The sequence below is a fragment of the Caldanaerobius fijiensis DSM 17918 genome, assembly GCF_900129075.1.
Taxonomy (GTDB): Bacteria; Bacillota; Thermoanaerobacteria; order Thermoanaerobacterales; family Caldanaerobiaceae; genus Caldanaerobius; species Caldanaerobius fijiensis.
The window spans coordinates 207775-224982 of the sequence record NZ_FQVH01000001.1 but is presented as its reverse complement, the minus strand read 5'-3'; the positions used below and the strand labels follow the sequence as shown (position 1 = coordinate 224982).

At 35.1% G+C, this 17208-nt stretch carries 17 protein-coding genes, 1 tRNA gene and 1 other RNA gene; 12 read left to right on the top strand and 7 right to left on the bottom strand.

Features of this window, described 5'->3' with window-relative positions; translation table 11 throughout:
• Positions 1-5: 5 nt before the first annotated feature.
• The 3 genes from ssrA (at position 6) to BUB87_RS01100 (ending at position 1721) form a co-directional block, all read left to right on the top strand.
• Positions 6-356, top strand: a transfer-messenger RNA (tmRNA) gene (ssrA, locus tag BUB87_RS01110).
• Between the two features lie 24 nt (positions 357-380).
• Positions 381-1145 (top strand): prolipoprotein diacylglyceryl transferase, encoded by a 765-nt coding sequence (locus BUB87_RS01105; RefSeq protein WP_073341234.1) that lies wholly within the window; start codon positions 381-383, stop codon positions 1143-1145.
• Positions 1146-1229: 84 nt separating this feature from the next.
• Entirely contained in the window at positions 1230-1721 is a 492-nt protein-coding gene (locus BUB87_RS01100; RefSeq protein WP_073341233.1) for a GNAT family N-acetyltransferase, read from the top strand.
• Positions 1722-1762: 41 nt separating this feature from the next.
• Here BUB87_RS01100 and BUB87_RS01095 read toward each other — a convergent pair whose 3' ends face one another.
• Both BUB87_RS01095 and BUB87_RS01090 read right to left on the bottom strand, forming a co-directional pair.
• Positions 1763-2065 (bottom strand): hypothetical protein, encoded by a 303-nt coding sequence (locus tag BUB87_RS01095; RefSeq protein WP_073341232.1) that lies wholly within the window; start codon positions 2063-2065, stop codon positions 1763-1765.
• Between the two features lie 233 nt (positions 2066-2298).
• Positions 2299-2369: transfer RNA gene (locus BUB87_RS01090), tRNA-Ala, on the bottom strand.
• 869 nt (positions 2370-3238) lie between these two features.
• Between BUB87_RS01090 and BUB87_RS14495 the strand changes: the two genes are divergently transcribed.
• From BUB87_RS14495 to BUB87_RS01065, 5 genes are all read left to right on the top strand, one after another.
• On the top strand, positions 3239-3436 hold the full coding sequence (locus tag BUB87_RS14495) for a recombinase family protein (RefSeq protein ID WP_073341231.1): 198 nt from the start codon (positions 3239-3241) through the stop codon (positions 3434-3436).
• Between the two features lie 48 nt (positions 3437-3484).
• Positions 3485-4921, top strand: a complete 1437-nt coding sequence (locus BUB87_RS14490; RefSeq protein ID WP_073341230.1) for a recombinase family protein — start codon at positions 3485-3487, stop codon at positions 4919-4921.
• 300 nt (positions 4922-5221) lie between these two features.
• Positions 5222-5704 carry a hypothetical protein gene (locus tag BUB87_RS01075; protein WP_073341229.1) on the top strand — a complete coding sequence of 161 codons (483 nt, stop codon included), beginning with the start codon at positions 5222-5224 and terminating at the stop codon, positions 5702-5704.
• Positions 5682-6680 (top strand): CehA/McbA family metallohydrolase, encoded by a 999-nt coding sequence (locus tag BUB87_RS01070; protein WP_073341228.1) that lies wholly within the window; start codon positions 5682-5684, stop codon positions 6678-6680. The genes BUB87_RS01075 and BUB87_RS01070 overlap by 23 nt, the downstream gene beginning before the upstream one ends.
• A gap of 37 nt (positions 6681-6717) precedes the next feature.
• Entirely contained in the window at positions 6718-7437 is a 720-nt protein-coding gene (locus tag BUB87_RS01065; RefSeq protein WP_073341227.1) for a glycerophosphodiester phosphodiesterase, read from the top strand.
• Positions 7438-7561: 124 nt separating this feature from the next.
• On the opposite strand, the gene BUB87_RS01060 is transcribed toward BUB87_RS01065, so the two are convergent.
• Entirely contained in the window at positions 7562-7921 is a 360-nt protein-coding gene (locus BUB87_RS01060; RefSeq protein ID WP_073341226.1) for a cupin domain-containing protein, read from the bottom strand.
• A gap of 157 nt (positions 7922-8078) precedes the next feature.
• The gene (ychF, locus tag BUB87_RS01055) at positions 8079-9167 is read right to left on the bottom strand and encodes a redox-regulated ATPase YchF (RefSeq protein WP_073341225.1); all 1089 of its coding nucleotides are present in this window, start codon (positions 9165-9167) and stop codon (positions 8079-8081) included.
• Positions 9168-9296: 129 nt separating this feature from the next.
• On the opposite strand from ychF, the gene BUB87_RS01050 reads away from it, so the two are divergent.
• A complete protein-coding gene (locus BUB87_RS01050; RefSeq protein WP_073341224.1) occupies positions 9297-9815 on the top strand; it encodes a YhcN/YlaJ family sporulation lipoprotein in 519 nt (172 codons plus the stop codon).
• Positions 9816-9830: 15 nt separating this feature from the next.
• Here the strand turns inward: BUB87_RS01050 and BUB87_RS01045 are convergent, their stop codons facing one another.
• Positions 9831-11078: a M48 family metallopeptidase gene (locus BUB87_RS01045; protein WP_073341223.1), complete on the bottom strand. Its 1248-nt coding sequence runs from the start codon at positions 11076-11078 to the stop codon at positions 9831-9833.
• A 301-nt stretch (positions 11079-11379) separates the two neighbouring features.
• Between BUB87_RS01045 and BUB87_RS01040 the strand changes: the two genes are divergently transcribed.
• A complete protein-coding gene (locus BUB87_RS01040) occupies positions 11380-12237 on the top strand; it encodes a phosphatase PAP2 family protein (RefSeq protein ID WP_073341222.1) in 858 nt (285 codons plus the stop codon).
• Between the two features lie 66 nt (positions 12238-12303).
• Here the strand turns inward: BUB87_RS01040 and BUB87_RS01035 are convergent, their stop codons facing one another.
• A complete protein-coding gene (locus BUB87_RS01035; RefSeq protein WP_073341221.1) occupies positions 12304-13512 on the bottom strand; it encodes an NADP-dependent isocitrate dehydrogenase in 1209 nt (402 codons plus the stop codon).
• A gap of 248 nt (positions 13513-13760) precedes the next feature.
• Here BUB87_RS01035 and BUB87_RS01030 point away from each other — a divergent pair, with 248 nt between their 5' ends.
• The gene (locus BUB87_RS01030) at positions 13761-14909 is read left to right on the top strand and encodes an MFS transporter (protein ID WP_073341220.1); all 1149 of its coding nucleotides are present in this window, start codon (positions 13761-13763) and stop codon (positions 14907-14909) included.
• 15 nt (positions 14910-14924) lie between these two features.
• Here the strand turns inward: BUB87_RS01030 and BUB87_RS01025 are convergent, their stop codons facing one another.
• Positions 14925-15737, bottom strand: coding sequence for an AAA family ATPase (locus tag BUB87_RS01025; RefSeq protein WP_073341219.1), 813 nt, complete (start codon positions 15735-15737; stop codon positions 14925-14927).
• Positions 15738-15953: 216 nt separating this feature from the next.
• Here BUB87_RS01025 and yfmF point away from each other — a divergent pair, with 216 nt between their 5' ends.
• A complete protein-coding gene (gene yfmF / locus BUB87_RS01020) occupies positions 15954-17207 on the top strand; it encodes an EF-P 5-aminopentanol modification-associated protein YfmF (protein ID WP_234945915.1) in 1254 nt (417 codons plus the stop codon).
• Position 17208: the final 1 nt, after the last annotated feature.

The window sequence follows — 17208 nt, the reverse complement described above, 5'->3', positions numbered from 1 at the left end:
GACATGGGGGCGTATTGGTTTCGACGGGGGTAACCGGAGGAAGAGAAGCGGGTCGTGGGGTCCGGGACCACGTTAAAACCTGGAGAAAAAATAAACGACAACAATAGAGTAGCTTTAGCTGCCTAATTAACAGGTAGCCGTCCAACCATCAATTCCCGCATTGATGGATTGGGCGTCGACTTAGCGGGGAACGGGTTCTCCAAAGCTTTGAGGAGAATCGGCATTTATGAAGCTAGCTGAGAGCGTATCCTGTTGCTGGGAGACGCTTGAGGCGAATTTCAAAACAGCAACTGCACCCGGAGATGCTCTTGTTTCGGTACCTTCGGACCGGGGTTCGATTCCCCGCGCCTCCAATAATTGTTATTAGATGGAGGATTTTTATGGAGTTACCTTTGAATCCTATAGCTTTTCATATAGGCCCGATAGCTGTCCATTGGTATGGCATTTTTATGGCAATATCCATAGGCATTGGTATGTATTATCTATATAAAAAAGCTATTGCCAATGGCTACGATGATGACTTTATAACCAATCTTCTCCTACTGGTTGTAATATGTGGTGTTATAGGCGCAAGATTGATGTTTGTGCTAACAAATACACCTCAATGGTTTATAAATGATCCCCTTCAGATATTAAAAGTATATCAAGGTGGGCTTTCATGGCATGGCGCCGTATTGGGAGGATTTTTAGCAGGCCTTTGGTATTGTAGAAAGAAAGGGAAAAGGATTAACCCTTTAGAAGACTATGCTGTGGTAGGTCTTGCGGTAGGGAATATACTTGTTAGGATTGGCAATATATTTAACCACGAGGTTTTAGGGAGAACAACAATATTTGCTTTTAGAAGATGGCCTGATCAACTGATTGGCGTATCTATTGGTATTATTTTATTGATAAGGTATTTTTATTTGCAAAAGAAAGGAGTTCCTGAAGGATATCAGTTCTGGTCTTTTATATTTTACTATCAATTGATAAGAGGAGTTGTTGAAGAGACCTTTAAGGATACGCCACTGCTATTGCCGATTTATTACAACAGAGCCTTAGGAATTGGATTGCTTACTACCACTCAGGTGGTTACACCGTTCATACTTTTACTTGCTTATTGGATGATGGTAAGGGTGAAGAAGGATGCTCAAATACCAAATTAATTGAAATATATAAAATACTACACATATATTATGCATGTGCTATAATATATGTGTTTTATATTGCATAAAAGGAGAAGAGGTTTGATGGATTTAGTTATAAGGAGAGCAAAAATAGAAGATGTGCCGTGGATTATGGAGATTTATAATGAGGCGATTTTATCGTCTTTTGCGACGTTTGATGTGGAACCTAAGACACTGGAGGATAGAAAGGAATGGTTTCTATCCCATGGCGATGATTATCCGATATTTGTAGCAGAGTTAAATGGAAATATTGTAGGCTGGGCCAGTATAAGCAGATTTAGAGATAGATACGCGTATAGATATACAGTAGAAGATTCTATTTATATTAAAAAAGATTATAGAGGTATGGGCATAGGGACTGAATTACTAAAAACACTCATAAATGCTGCAAAAGAATTGGGTTATCATACGATTGTGGGTGTTATTTCATCTCAAAATGTGGAAAGTATCAATTTACATAAAAAATTAGGCTTTGAGATTACGGGTGTGTGCAAAGAAGTAGGATATAAATTTGATCAATGGATAGATGTAATTTATATGCAGATTATGTTATGATATAGAGTTTGTCCAGAGAAGATTGGACTTTGTCTATTATATTATTTATGTGATGATATATGAGGATGGGCTGCCAAGGAGTGTCTGGGAGCGTGTACAATGGTGATGCTGTTTAAAATTATTTCAGTATCCCATTGCTGGTTATTTTTATCTACGGCTTTTTCTCTTATTTCTGCTCTTGGTATCACAACTGTGATTTCATGGGGAACGCTTATATCTAATTTTCGTGATACGGTGATACTTAGGCCGTAAAGATCTAATTTGACAATGTCTTTCTGGGTATGTTTAATGCCTAGAAAATCAAACATCTTTTTAAAGAGGCCTTTTTTTTCATCATTATACATAAATTTCACCTCATAACGCATTTACTCTGCTATATATTTATTCATATACTGTAGGTTTGTGAGTAACTTTGATTCGTGATTTGAATACTACAAAATTATTTAAATACAAATTGTAATAAACTCTTACCAACAGTAAAAAGCTAATATCTATTTGTATTTAATCCGTTTTTACCAAATTATTGGATAAAATAAAATAGCAGCTATTTATATTTAGCTGCTATCTATTTAAGTAGTGGAGACATCGGGAATCGAACCCGAACCACTACAATGCGAATGTAGCATTCTCCCTTTAAACTATGTCCCCGTCAAGTAGATATTATAATATAAACTTAAGTAAAAGTAAAGACTAAAATGGTTGACAACACTGTAAAATACTTATATTACTCTACTATAGATGAAGAAATTATAATCAAGAATTGTTTGGGTATTTGACTCTACATCTGTACACAAAAATGCATGCAATGCTTTATCGTTCTTAATGCTCTCTCGTTCCAACACAATAATACCACTGTATTCTCTATCCTATTAAGAGCTCCTTCATAGCGATATGCCCACTAATTATAAACTTTCACTGTAACAAGGTGAACGTCATTCTTATCAATATACTGGGCAAAGTCTTTAATCTGGATGCGAGAAATTTAATTATTATGCACAGCAGATAAGGATAATTTATTTTGCAGTTTTAGAGTATTTTTTTAATTGGAATAATGAGCCGTTTAACACTATTTTTTGTAAAGTTCATCTACCTTCCTTTGTTGGGTTTTCTCTCTATCTTCAATCTTTTTATCATTTTCTTGAATAATCGCAGGAGATTTTTTAGATCATTATTTTCCATTTACTTAGAAGAGATGGATCAACCTCATATTCTGATGCGATTTAAGCTAAAGTTTTCCGTTCTTTCAAAATTTTCAGTAAAACTTTGGATTTAAATTCTGGCGAAATATTTTTTCATATTTTTATTTTATCATATTTTTTTAAAATCGACGATTTTAGGAAATATTTAGAGTATTATATTTCATAGTTACCAACCACCACAGGTGATAGAATAATAATTGTTATTAATACCAATTTTGGTATTGATTTTTTTATTTTAGTTTGGTATGATCTGGAGTGTTAATAATATATATATTGAATCATTCTTGTATAGTAATACAAATAAAGGAGTTGCAGCATATGGAAATAAAGAGAGTAGCTTGTTTGTATAGAGTATCTACAACTAAACAGCTAGATGATAATGATATACCTATGCAGAAAAAAGCGTGTAGAGAATTTATAGCTAAACAAGATGGGTGGGTATTAGTAAAAGAATATGAAGAAAAAGGTGTGAGTGGTTATAAAATATCGGCTCATGAAAGAGATAAATTACAATAAGCAAAAATTGATGCTGAAAATGGTTTATTTGACATTCTATTAGTTTTTATGTTTGATAGGTTAGGAAGACGAGATGATGAAACTCCATTTATTGTAGAATATTTTAACAGTATCGGAGTTGAAGTTTGGTCTACTGTGGAAGGAAAACAAGAATTTAGCAGTCATGTAGATAAGCTAATAAATTATATTAGATTTTGGCAGGCAAATGGAGAAAGTCAAAAGACCTCTATACGAGTTGATACTAAACATAAACAAATGATAAAAGAAGGTTTATATAGAGGCGGAGCTGTTCCGTTTGGATATAAATTAGTAGGTACAGGTGAATACGGAAAAAAGGGAAATGAATTACATAAACTTGCTATAAATGAGGAAGAAGCTAAAGTAGTGAGAAAAATTTTTGAACTTATTTATCATGAAGGATATGGTACACATAGAATTGCTCAATACCTCAACGATAATAATATACCAACACGTAATGGTAAGAAATGGGGTTCAACAACAATTAACAATATTATTAGAAACCCTATATACAATGGTTATTTATCATACGGAAAAACTTCCCAAAAATCAGGAGCAGTTCATAGAAGAAGTAAAGATGAATGGCTACTTTCTAACCAAATTTCAGAATTGAAAATTATTCCTGATGAAATGTGGGAAAAAGTGCATGAGATTAGAAAAAGTAGAAGTCCTTTTGCTGTTAAAAATCCAGAAAAAGAAGTTTTACTTGTCCGCCCACCATCTTATGGTACATTGTTATTTACTGGATATATTTATTGCGGATATTGTGGTTCTTCTTTATCAACAACTTATCATTGTAAAGAATGGAAAAGAAAAGATGGAACGGTGAGGAGGACAATCATTGGTAAATATAGATGTAATGGAAAACTATTAAATAAAACTAAATGTAAAGGACAAACAACTTATGGACAAAAGAAAATTGAAGGATTAGTTTTAAAACAAGTTTATAAATATTTAGATAATTTAGAGAAAGTTGATTTCTCTCATGAGATTGAAAAATACAAAAGAGAATTACTTAGAGAGAAAGAAGAAGAAATAAATAAGCTACAAAAAGCGAATGAAGAAAATTATAAAGATTTAGATTTGTTAAACAATGAAATACTTAAAAGTCTAAAAGGACAAAGTAATTTCTCGCCAGATAGGCTTAGTAAATTAATAGAAGAAAAAGAAAAAGAGATAAAAGATATAGACAGTAAAATAGAACAATTACAAAAAGAACTGCAAAGCAAACAGCTGGAAGTTAATGATATGATTGAATTAAAGAATACTATCCCTGTTTGGAAAGAAGTTTTTGAAAAGGCAAGTATAAGTAAAAAGAAAATGATGCTTTCACAAATCATAGATAAGATAGTAGTATATAGAGATAAGATTGATGTTCACGTTAAAATACATTTAAATCAGTTTATCAATACCTCGAGAATTGATATTTTTGGTGATGTTAACAAGACAATGCTGGGAGAGCACTAGCTTCGCATGTTAGGGGTCAGGGGTTCGAATCCCCTTATCTCCACCAGCATTACAAGCGGAATTCCGGCACCTTGATTAGGTGCCGGAATTTTTATTTTTTTATCCAAAAGAATGTTAGCATCAGCAATTTGATATCACAGTCAAGGCACTTGCCGATGCTATTGAATTTTTTTGGAAACAACCTATTTTGTAAATATTGCAAATTACGAAATAAAGGCGCTTATTGACATAATTTGTAATGTAAATTAAAATACGATTTATAGGGAACAAAAACTCAATCGGTTACAGGAGGTGAGATTAATGAGTATACTTTTAAATGTAAAGGGGACTTTGAGTACAGATAATTCCAAAAGCCATATACGTTACCCATTTAGGATAGAAAGGGACGTAAATGTACTTTATATAGAATTTTCCTATACCCCAAAAGAAAAAACAGACATAGACAATGCAAAGAAAATAATTGTTGAATGCTTAAAAAAGTATACTCTTGACAGTATAGAACATATAAGTGGTATATGGCAAAATTATCTTCCTGTTACAAATCTTTTGACATTATCTTTGGATGATCCTGAAAAATTCAGAGGAGCTGCTCACCGTCCTTCTCCTTGCCAGCAAATATACATATCGGAAAATGAAGCTACAGATGGATTTATCCCGGGGAAAATTATTGAAGGAGATTGGTTGCTGACATTAAGTGTTCATGCGGTTGTTACAAATGAATGTCGTTATAATGTTCTTGTTTGGGGAGGAGAAGAAAAACATGAAATATTGGATTCCTTGTGAACTTCATACCCATACCACCCATAGTGATGGAAGACAAAGTTTGATGGAGCTTGCAGAAAAAGCAAAAAAAGAGGAGATAAGATGCATTGCTTTAACAGATCACAATACGATTTCGGGAAATAGTGATAAGTATAATGTTATGAAACAAACCGGTGTACACATTATAAGCGGTTTGGAATGGACGACATTTTATGGGCATATGGTTATCCTAGGAGTAAAGAGGTATGAAGATTGGAGAAATATAGAGATAGATAATATTGATGCGAGTATAGAAAAAATACATGATCATGGTGCAATAGTAGGTATTGCTCACCCTTTTCGTATTGGAAGCCCGCTGTGTACTGGATGTTATTGGGAATATAAAGTAAAAGATTGGAACAACATTGATTATATTGAGGTTATGTCGAGTGATGTTTTAAAAGACAAGTCAAGCAACATGAGAACTTTGGATTTTTGGACTGATTTATTGAATCAAGGCTTTCGCCCGACTGCTGTTTACGGTCGTGATTGGCATTCTGGTGGAAATGCCGAAAAAAATGTTGCTGTGACATATCTAGGAATTGATACGTTAAATGGGGATTTTGATTCCGCTGTATTGAATGCGATAGCTAATGGTGCTGCAGTGGTTACATCAGGTCCTTTACTGTTGATGGAGTGCAAATTAAAAAATGTAAATAAGATTTATACGATAGGAGAGACGATACAGCTAGAAAAATCGGATGGATGTATTGATATAGATGTAAGCATAGATTTTACCGTTAGAAAAGATCAATGGAGATTAGGTGAAAATATGACTTTATCAATTGTAAGCAATAAAGGTGAAATTGCTAGAGTTCCTGTTGATGTGAATAGACCCAATTTTTCATTTGATGTATTACATACAGGCATTAAGTGGATAAGAGCAGAATTGTACGGATTCATTGATGAACAGCAATTGCTTATTGCACTTACTAATCCTATATATTTTAAAATGTGAAGTAAAATTTATAAAAAGAAAGAGGTATTAAAATATTATGGGTAGAAAATTTCCTTTGATAACAGCTCATACAGGATGTATGGATACACCCGATAATACTATAGAGTCTGCTCTGGTGGGACTTGAGTCAGGAGCGGATTTTATAGAGGTTGATGTTCGTTCTACTAAAGATAAAGTTGCTTTTTTGGCTCATGATTATAGAATAATGTCTAATGATGGAAAAATACTAAATGTTTATGATTTGACACTAGAAGAATTAAAAGTAATTAGTAGAGAAAGTAATAATGAAATTGCTCTTCTGGATGACGTGTTGGATATGGTTCGATCTTATGACAAAAGAATTAATCTGGATTTAAAAGGACCGTTTGCTGCTGAAGCAATGGTAAAATCAATTAAAAAAATGAATGTGAGAGATCGAGTGGTTATCTCCGGATGTGGTTATGAGCTGGTATATTATTTGAAGCATATTTATCCTGATCTGGACTTTTATTTAAATGCTGATGATTTTTACTTTTTCGAACAATTCAACGAACAAAATGTAAGAAATGCTTTGTCGGCTTCATGTATCGGAATTAATCTGGAGTATCAAAAATGTAATCCTCGTCTTATAGAAATAGCGAAAGAAAACTCATTACTTATATCTGTGTGGACGGTTGACGACGAAGATAATATGAAGAAGATGATAGAGATGGGTGTAGATTCTATTACAACGAGAAATGTACCAGCATTATTAAGACTAAAGAACATGTTGGGCTAAAATGTAGTGAGCTAAAATGCGTGATGTAAAAAGCGGCCCCATTAATCAAAAGTCACAAGGTAGAATTTTACGATGTAGCCTTTAGAAGATAGCAAGGCTGATTAATGGGACCGATGGAAATATATCAGATGTTTGCATCTTCTAATATAATGACGGCAATAAATTCCAGTGGCTCTTCTCCGGTATTTTCAACAGAGTGACCCGCTCCGTTTCCCGTTTTAACGGCGTCGCCAGCTGCTACCTTATAGACTTGGCCGTTGTCGTTAACTATACCTTCACCTCGTAAAAAATAAAATATTTCTGTCTCATTTACATGCTCATGAAATCCGATGGAGCAGCCTTTTTCTAAAGTTAGATGTGCCAGTAAACGGCTTTTTTCTGGTAATTCATCTTTGTTAAAGATATGTGTTATTTTTACAGTACCGTTGCCTCCTCGCATCTGGTTTCTCAGTTCAACTTCCATATCATGGGCCCGTTTGAACATTTACATAACACCCCTTATAATTTGCGTTATTTAACTATAAATATTCTATCATAATCAGAAATTATTTACTATAATTTAGAACAAAAAGAAGAATTATATAAAAATTGGCAGCCATATAGGCAGCCAGATGAGAGATGAAAAATATTTTAAATCACAGCTATACATTAAACCTAAATACGATCACGTCTCCATCCTGCACAACATAATCTTTGCCTTCAAGGCGCATCAGGCCTTTTTCTTTTGCTGCAGCTGGTGAGCCAGCCGAGATAAGGTCATTGTATCCTATTACTTCTGCCCTTATAAAGCCTTTTTCAAAATCTGAGTGTATTTTACCGGCTGCTTCTGGCGCTTTTGTACCTTTTTTTATCGTCCACGCATGTACTTCTTTTGGGCCTGCTGTAAAGTAGTTAATCAGTCCTAGAATTCTATATCCTGTCCTTATCAACTTATTTAGTCCAGGCTCTGACAATCCTAGCTCTTTTAAAAATTCTTCTTTTTCGTCGTCAGGTAGATCGGCCAATTCAGCTTCAATTTTAGCGCATATAACTATTACCTCTGAGTTTTCTTTTTGGGCATATTCTTTTAAACGCTTGACGTACTGGTTTTCTTCTAATAGGTCATCTTCTGAGACATTGGCTACATATATCACTGGTTTATAGGTTAAAAGCTGTAATTGCCTCACAAAAACTTTTTCGTCATCGCTGAACTCCATTGACCTTACGGGTTTTTCTGCTTCCAGTTGATTTTTTATCCTTTCGATGATTTCGGTCTCAAGGATATATTGCTTATCACCTGATTTGGACATTTTTTTAGCTTTTTCCAGACGCCTTTCTATGACTTCTAGATCCGCTAATATAAGTTCCAGGTTTATCGTTTCTACGTCTCTAATGGGATCTATATTTCCTTCCACATGAACTATATCGGGATCTTCAAAACATCGGACTACATGAGCGATCGCTTCAACTTCTCTTATATGCGATAAAAATTTATTGCCCAAACCTTCTCCTTTGCTGGCGCCTCGAACTAGACCAGCTATATCCACAAACTCTACAGTGGCTGGAATGATTTTGGCAGGATTAACCATTGCAGCCAGTTCATTTAATCTATGATCAGGAACCGCTACTGTTCCCACATTTGGTTCTATAGTACAAAAAGGGTAATTAGCGCATTCAGCGCCGGCTTTTGTTATAGCATTAAAAAGCGTGCTCTTACCAACATTTGGTAGACCAACAATTCCGATTTGCATCCCATTCTTCCTTTCATTAGTATTTCCATCGTTTATGCAAAAATCAGTATAACACTTCAATGTATAATATTCAATACCGTATAAATAAAACTTAATAAGTTAAAATAAGATTTGGAGGTGGATTTAAAGATGAAAAAGATAAAAAATTTCAGTATGCTTTTGTTGATATTGTTTATATTTTCAGCGATTTCTTTGGGATGCACATCGGCTGCAAGAAAACCGACACCAGCCAGACCCACTAAAGTTACACCCAGAGCTATTACCCCGCGTACGACTCCTACTAGGCCAGCACCAACGCCACCCAGAGCAACTAATACTCAAGCAGCTAGAGCAAATCGGATAGCAGCTGCAGTAGCAAAATTGCCCAATGTAAACAGAGCTACGGTTGTTATTACTGGAAATACTGCATTGGTCGGAATTGATATGAAAGGACATGTTGAGAAGACAGGAATCACAAAGGTAAAAAAAGAAGTGGAAAAAACTGTTAAAACAACCGATAAAGCTATTAAAAATGTAAGTGTAACAGCAGATCCAGACTTGTATAACAGGATAAATAGCATTGCAGCTGAGATAGCCAGGGGCAAACCTGTATCAGGATTTGCTAGGGAGATTTCAGAAATCCTCAGGCGTATAACACCATCTAAATAGACTAAAATCCTATCACTATTGTGATAGGATTTTAGATTTTTCAACGTATTGGATGCGGTGCATTGTACTGGGATGCGTGTACGAAAACCACTCAATAAAATCTGGAGGTTCCACATCTGAAAGACTTTTCTTGGCCAGGTCTACTTGTAATTTGATGACAGGCTGTTTAGCATGTAGGAAACTAACGGACAACAGATCTGCTTGTTGTTCCATTTTTCGTGAGATATAATTTTGTATTGGGTTGGAATCAAAACCTATTAATATTAAAGATAAATATACCAGAGCTAATGAGGCTACAGCAATCTTTTTGCCGTGGGGCCATATCAATGTACTTTTTAGCAATTGATGTAGTATAAATAAGGCGATAAAAATTCCTATTATCCCTATTAGTAGGCTTTTTAGCACATGATTCTCCTTCCAATGAGCTGCTTCATGGGCGATCACGGCTTTGATTTCATCTTTTGGATACTTATTTAGGAGTGTATCGTAGAGTACTATCCTCCTATTTTTCCCAAAACCATAAAAGTACGCGTTGGCCCGTGTCGTTCGTCTGCTGGCATCCATCACTTCCACTCTATTAATATTTATACCGGCATTTTTTGAGATTTCTTCTACCATCTTTAGTACTGCAGGATCTTTTACCGGCGTAAATTTGTTAAATAAAGGAGCAATCACATATGGCCATATTAAATTTTGAATAAACAGCATTATAGATAGAAATACAGAAGCGGGAAGCCACCAGGAATACCTCCATTTGTTTGCAGCGTAGAAAAATAATATGACACCTAAATAAGAGATGATCACATCTAATATCGAATTTTTTAGATAGTCAAGGCACCACGCTGTAATGCTTTGGGTGGAAAACCCCAAGCTGGCATCTAAGAGGTAGCTGTATAGGCTATAAGGCAAAGATATTACTTTTAATATTAGCCATAAAATTATAAAAAATAGGCTTACGTTTAGGTAGTAATGTCCTGATGATAGCTTTTCCGTTAAAAGAGATATTTTAACTGCTCCATTTCCAAACACGAGCCAAATGAAAAAAACGGCATCGATTAAAAATGAAAATATGTATAACAATCTATTAATTTTATGGTATTCTCGCGCTTTGGCGACTTCAGCTGGCGTAAAGTATCTATATACATCAGGAGATATATTACCCGGAAATAATGTGTAATAAAGATATAACAGAAAAAAAATAAAGGCAATTGATATTAATAATGTCCAGTATCTGTTAAATTTAAAGAGATTAAAATTATCCATTGTTAGGCTCCTCTCTTTACTATTATTCTCTTTGTTATTTGGTTTTGTTTTTTTGCAAATTTGCTTTTAACTAAACCAGGTTATAAATAATTTTACTACAAATACCAATAAAATTAAAGGTGTATCATCAATTCCTTCAATTTGTAATTTACAATATTTTGTAAAATAGGTCGCTTTCCAAAAATTCAATAGCGTCGTAAGCGACTTTGATGGAATGCGTTACGACCTCAAATATCTGTATGACATAATAAGATAATATTATGATATAATAAAGGAGAATAAAAGGAGAAAGGGGATTATTTTGCAGGTTGAACTTTTAAAGATCATCCAGTCAATACATAGTCCGATTTTTGATGTTCTATTTGTTTGCATTACCTATTTAGGTAGTGAATTTTTTTATTTCGCTTTTATTACATATTTTTACTGGCATGTAAATAAAAGATTCGGATTAAAACTAGGGCTGGTGTTTCTTGCATCAGTATATTTGAACACGATTTTCAAAGAATTAACAGCAATAAAAAGACCTATTGGTTATCCCGGTATTCGTTCGTTAGCTGTGTCTACTGCAGGAGGATATTCTTTTCCCAGCGGCCATGCTCAACATGCCACGGCATTTTGGGGCATTATAGCATGTTATTATAAGTCCAGGAAATGGGATATAATAGCAATAGCGCTAATTGCAGCGGTTTCATTTTCACGATTGTATCTAGGGGTACATTGGCCTTTAGACGTAGTAGGCGGTATTGCTATAGGTCTTGCGCTAGTATATGTTTCATTAAAAGCTGAACGATTTTATTATCGGTTGTCTATTAAAAAAAGCTTTAACATCGTATGCAAAATGATGATTTCTATTGTTGTTCCTGTCCTGTTGCTTTTAATATTCCGGCACCATGATATATTGATTGCAATGGGGACGATGTCAGGTATGCTTTTTGGGTATTTTGTAGAGGCAGAATATATTGGATATGAAGCGGGAAATATGCAGGTACATACGAAGATTATAACGTATCTATTGGGAATTTCAGGTCTTTTTATAATATATATTGGATTGAGTATCATGCCCTTCAAAACGCCTTTTTTTACATATATGAAATATTTTATATTAGGGGTATATATAACCCTGTTTGTTCCGTATGTGTACAAGAGAATAACGGGATAAAAGGAAGTATAAAAGCATGTTATACGTTAAGATGATCAGAGATCTTACGCATAACATGCTTAATCATTATAAAGATTCGAATCGTTTCTTGATTTCAATCAGGAATTCTTCGGTGTTTACGACCTTTTTATCAGGTAGGTCTGAAAGCAGCGCTAGGTCTTTTGTCATTGTCCCTTCTTCAATGGTTTTAATTGAGGCTTTTTCCATTTTATCTGCAAACAATACCAGGTCGTTTATCCCGTCTAACTCTCCACGTTTTCTCAGAGCTCCCGTCCACGCGAATAATGTGGCCATTGAGTTAGTGGAAGTTTCTTCTCCTTTTAAATACCTGTAGTAATGCCGTGTAACCGTTCCATGAGCTGCTTCATATTCGTAGCAACCATCAGGTGAAACCAACACAGATGTCATCATGGCAAGGCTCCCAAAAGCAGTTGCGACCATATCTGACATAACGTCACCGTCGTAGTTTTTACATGCCCAGATCATTCCGCCTTCAGATCTCATTACACGGGCTACCGCATCATCTATCAATGTGTAAAAATATTCGATACCTGCATCAGCAAATTTATCTTTGTATTCGCTTTCAAATATTTCCTGAAATATGTCTTTGAATCTGTGATCATAGATCTTGGATATGGTATCTTTTGTGGCAAACCATAAATCTTGCTTTAGGTCCAGGGCATAATTAAAACAAGAACGGGCAAAGCTCTTTATAGAGTCATCTAAATTGTGCATGCCCAGCACCACGCCAGGGTTTTTAAATTCATATATCGTCTGCCTTACTTCATTGCCGTTTTCCGGCGTATACACTAATTCGACTTTTCCCGGACTTTGGACCCTGTATTCTACATCCTTGTAAACGTCGCCATAAGCATGTCTTGCTATAGTTATGGGTTTTTTCCAGGTTTTTACCAGCGGCTTTATACTATCTACCACAATAGGTGTACGAAAAACTGTACCATCCAGTATAGCTCTTATTGTGCCGTTGGGGCTTTTCCACATAGCTTTGAGATTGTATTCTTCTACTCTCTGGGCATTTGGTGTTATTGTTGCACATTTTACACCTACGCCATATTTTTTGATCGCATTGGCAGCGTCAACAGTCACCTGGTCATTTGTCTGGTCCCTGTTTTTAAGGCCCAGGTCGTAGTATTCGGTTTTCAGGTCTATGTATGGTTCCAGCAAGATTTCTTTTATTAGTTTCCAGATAATTCTCGTCATTTCATCGCCGTCCATCTCTACCAGTGGTACATTCATCTTGATTTTATCAGCCATTACTTACCTCTCCTTTTAGCGTAATATAAAGTTATAAATATTTTGCTGCATAAAACATTAATGGTCGTATAATTATTAATACAGCAAATAATTAAAAAGCAAATAATTAAGAATATATATACTTAATTATAATGTATATTCACGCAATATACAAGAACAAAAGAAGAGAAGGTATTTGCTTTGCTGTTATTGATTTGCTGTTCTTATAATGAAGTATTTCCAATAGATATAGTAAGGGTGAAAAAGTGATGAAAGAGGCCAAAATGAAATTGGTCATCGGCAACTTAGGAGTATCAATGGGGGTAAATATGCTGGCAACTTATATGGTTCCACTATTGCATTTTCACACTGGCAATACAGTGTTTAGCGGATTTGTATTGAGCATGGGGTTATTATCCGGAGCTGTGATACAACCCTTTTTTGGTATTTTGAGTGATTCCACCTTTTCAGTATGGGGAAGGCGCAAGCCATATGTATTTATATTTGGCATTATGTGTTTTATTTTTACATATTTTTTTAGCAGTGTTACAAAAATTCAATCTATGTTGTTATTTGTTTTTTTATTTTATATATCGTTTCACGCGTATCAGATTCCCCTTAATTCGATGATTCCTGATAATGTAATAAATAGTGAAAAAGGAAGTATGTCGGGGTACTGGAATCTGTTTGGGGGAATGGGAGCTCTCGCTGTTCCGATATTGGGCGGTCTATTCTGGGATTATGATAAGGGACTGGTTTTTAAGATGGTTGGATTGACAATAGCAATTACTTCTCTTGTCTCGGTATTATTTGTAGAGGAAAGAAAACAGATAAAAGGCAATTTTTCTTTTGAACTTTTTAAAAGGTACTTTTATAGAAGGGATGTGTGGAGCTTTTATATAGCCAAATCTATATGGTGGATGGCGCTGGCGGCTGAGGTTCCATATTTTACGATATATTATAGTCAATATATGGCTCTGGGCATGGGTGTGTCCAGTTTTCTGGTTACGGTTTTTATGTTGTTTGATATTATATCATCGCCCTTTTTAGGGAAGTTGGCAGATCGGTATAATCGTAAGTACCTTATGATAACTTTTTTGCTCTGCTTTGCAGTATTAAATTTATTTTTGCCAAAAACTACAAATTTTTTATTGCTGATGATTTTGATGGGATTGCTGGGAATATGCTATGCTTCCTTGTTTGTGTTTCCTTTTTCGCTCCTTATGGATATGACTCAAAGAGGCCATGAAGGTTTTTATCTAGGCATGGATAATGTATTTATGTATTTACCTAAAGGTATATCAACATTGATAAGCGGACATATGATAGCTAAATACGGCTATTGGATAATATTCGTAAACGCTTCGGTCTTAGCTTTATGCGCTGCTCTGGCAATTCTGTTACTATGGAAGGATTAACATAAAAATTCACTTTTACAGATGCCGCAAAAATTGCTCGGGGTTGTTGAGGAAAGCCCGCATAAAGTTTATGTGCTCAAGCTCTTCATATCTTACTTCCTTTAAGGGAATTTGATCGCAGTCGTATATGGTAGCATCAGGAAGAGCCATCAATACGGGTGAATGGGTAGCGATGATAAACTGTGAATTGTAATTTTGCGCCATATGTTTTATCATAGAAACCAAGGTCAATTGATTCATAGGAGATAAAGGGGTTTCTGGTTCGTCTAATATATAAAGGCCATCAGGTGCAAAACGAGATTGAAAAAGCTTAAAAAAACTCTCACCATGGGAATATGCGTTTAAATCTTTTCCATAATAACGTTCCCACTCGCCCAGGGCTGTTAAAATGGGAGCTTTTGCCAAGGACCTGGCGTAATCAGAACTATCTTTGTATTTTTCATCGATTTCCTTTAGCCTTTTCAAATATTCTGTTCTTTGATAGGATAGGCTTTTGCAAAAATTAAAGAAATCTTCAGAGCGCAAGAAAAAACCTCTGTGAGTCTTTTTGTTCCATATTAATTTTAAATGAGCCGCTAACTCTCTTGCCGGTTGAAGGGTATCGTCGGTTTTTATGCTCTCGCCCCCAATAGTTACAGATCCCACGGCAGCTGCCAAAGCTTCTAGCAATGTGGATTTGCCCGAACCGTTTTCCCCCACGAACAGTGTTATGGGTGATTTAAAATGTAATTCATTCAATGTATTTATTAGTGGTATATTAAACGGATATCGACCGTCCTTATCGATATCATCAGGAACTTTATATACTATAGATCTTAAAAATATCATTATATTTCACTCCCTCTGTTTTCATTATATAACATAAAAGGGGAGTGTAAAGCATTAATTCTTTAAGATTGGATATTCTTTGATAATGGTTTAAATTGGTGTATAATAATATAATAGTAATATCCACAGCGTAATTATTGTTGACAGAATTTTGGCGGAAAATTGTTCGTTTTTAAAGAAGTCAACGACATAAAATATTGAAAAGGAGGGTTTTTGTTGCAAATAGCAAATGGTGTCAACTTACATGTTGACAGGTTGAACAAGTTTAAGACCACATCGATAAATGTGTACATACAAGAAGAATTGGGTGAAAATGCTTCTAAATTTGCTTTGCTTCCATCTGTACTGAATAGAGGTTGTGAAGGATATCCTACTTATAAGGATATAACGAGGTATCTTGAAAATCTATATGGAGCCAGCTTTAGAATTGGCGTTGGCAAGAAGGGTGAGAGGCAGTTTATACAGTTTAATATGGAAGTGGTCGATGATAAATATACCGATCAGGAGATATTTACAGAAGCAGTAGATTTTATACTCAGAGTTATAACCCGCCCCGTACTGGAAAACGGATATTTTAAAAGAGATAATGTGGAAATAGAGAAACGGAACCAGATAAACCAGATAAGAGCCAGAATCAATGATAAGACCAGTTACGCGGTCGAACGTTGTTTTGAAGAAATGTGTAAAGGTGAGAGATTTGCTATCGATCGGTTGGGCACGGAGGAAATGACCAATGCCATAGACGAAAAGAACCTATATGAATATTATGTAGAGGTATTGAGGTCCAATCCTATTGATATCTTTGTGATAGGGGATGTTGATGAAGAGAAGGTAAAAGAGATTATAAGGCGGGCTTTTGATATACAAAGGGAGAACGTTAAAGCGATAAGTCCGACAAATGTATATCATAAGGTGAACGAAGTTAAAGAGGTAATAGACAGGTTTGATGTAACTCAAGGAAAACTTTCACTTGGGTATAGAACCAATATAGCGCCCGATAGTGATGATTATTTTAAATTAGTAGTATTTAATGGTATTTTAGGTGGAGGACCTCACTCTAAGCTGTTTATGAACGTGAGAGAAAAAGCCAGCCTTGCCTATTACGCATTTTCGAGGCTTGAGAGGTATAAAGGCCTTATGATCATATCTTCGGGTATTGAAATAGAGAACTATCAAAAGGCATTGGATATCATAAATCAGCAGATCGAGGATATGAAGGCAGGAAAGATATCGGATTACGAATATGATAGCACTATAAAGGCTATAGAAAACAGCATAAAATCTATAACTGATAGTCCATTTCAAAGGGCAGATTTTATATTCAGCGAGTCAATCATAGGTACTAATTATGATTTTGATACCTATTTAAAAAAGATAAGAAATGTTACTATTGCCGATGTGGTGGATGTGGCTAAAAAGATAGAATTGGATACGATTTATTTCATGAGAAACAGGGAAGGGGCGCAATGAT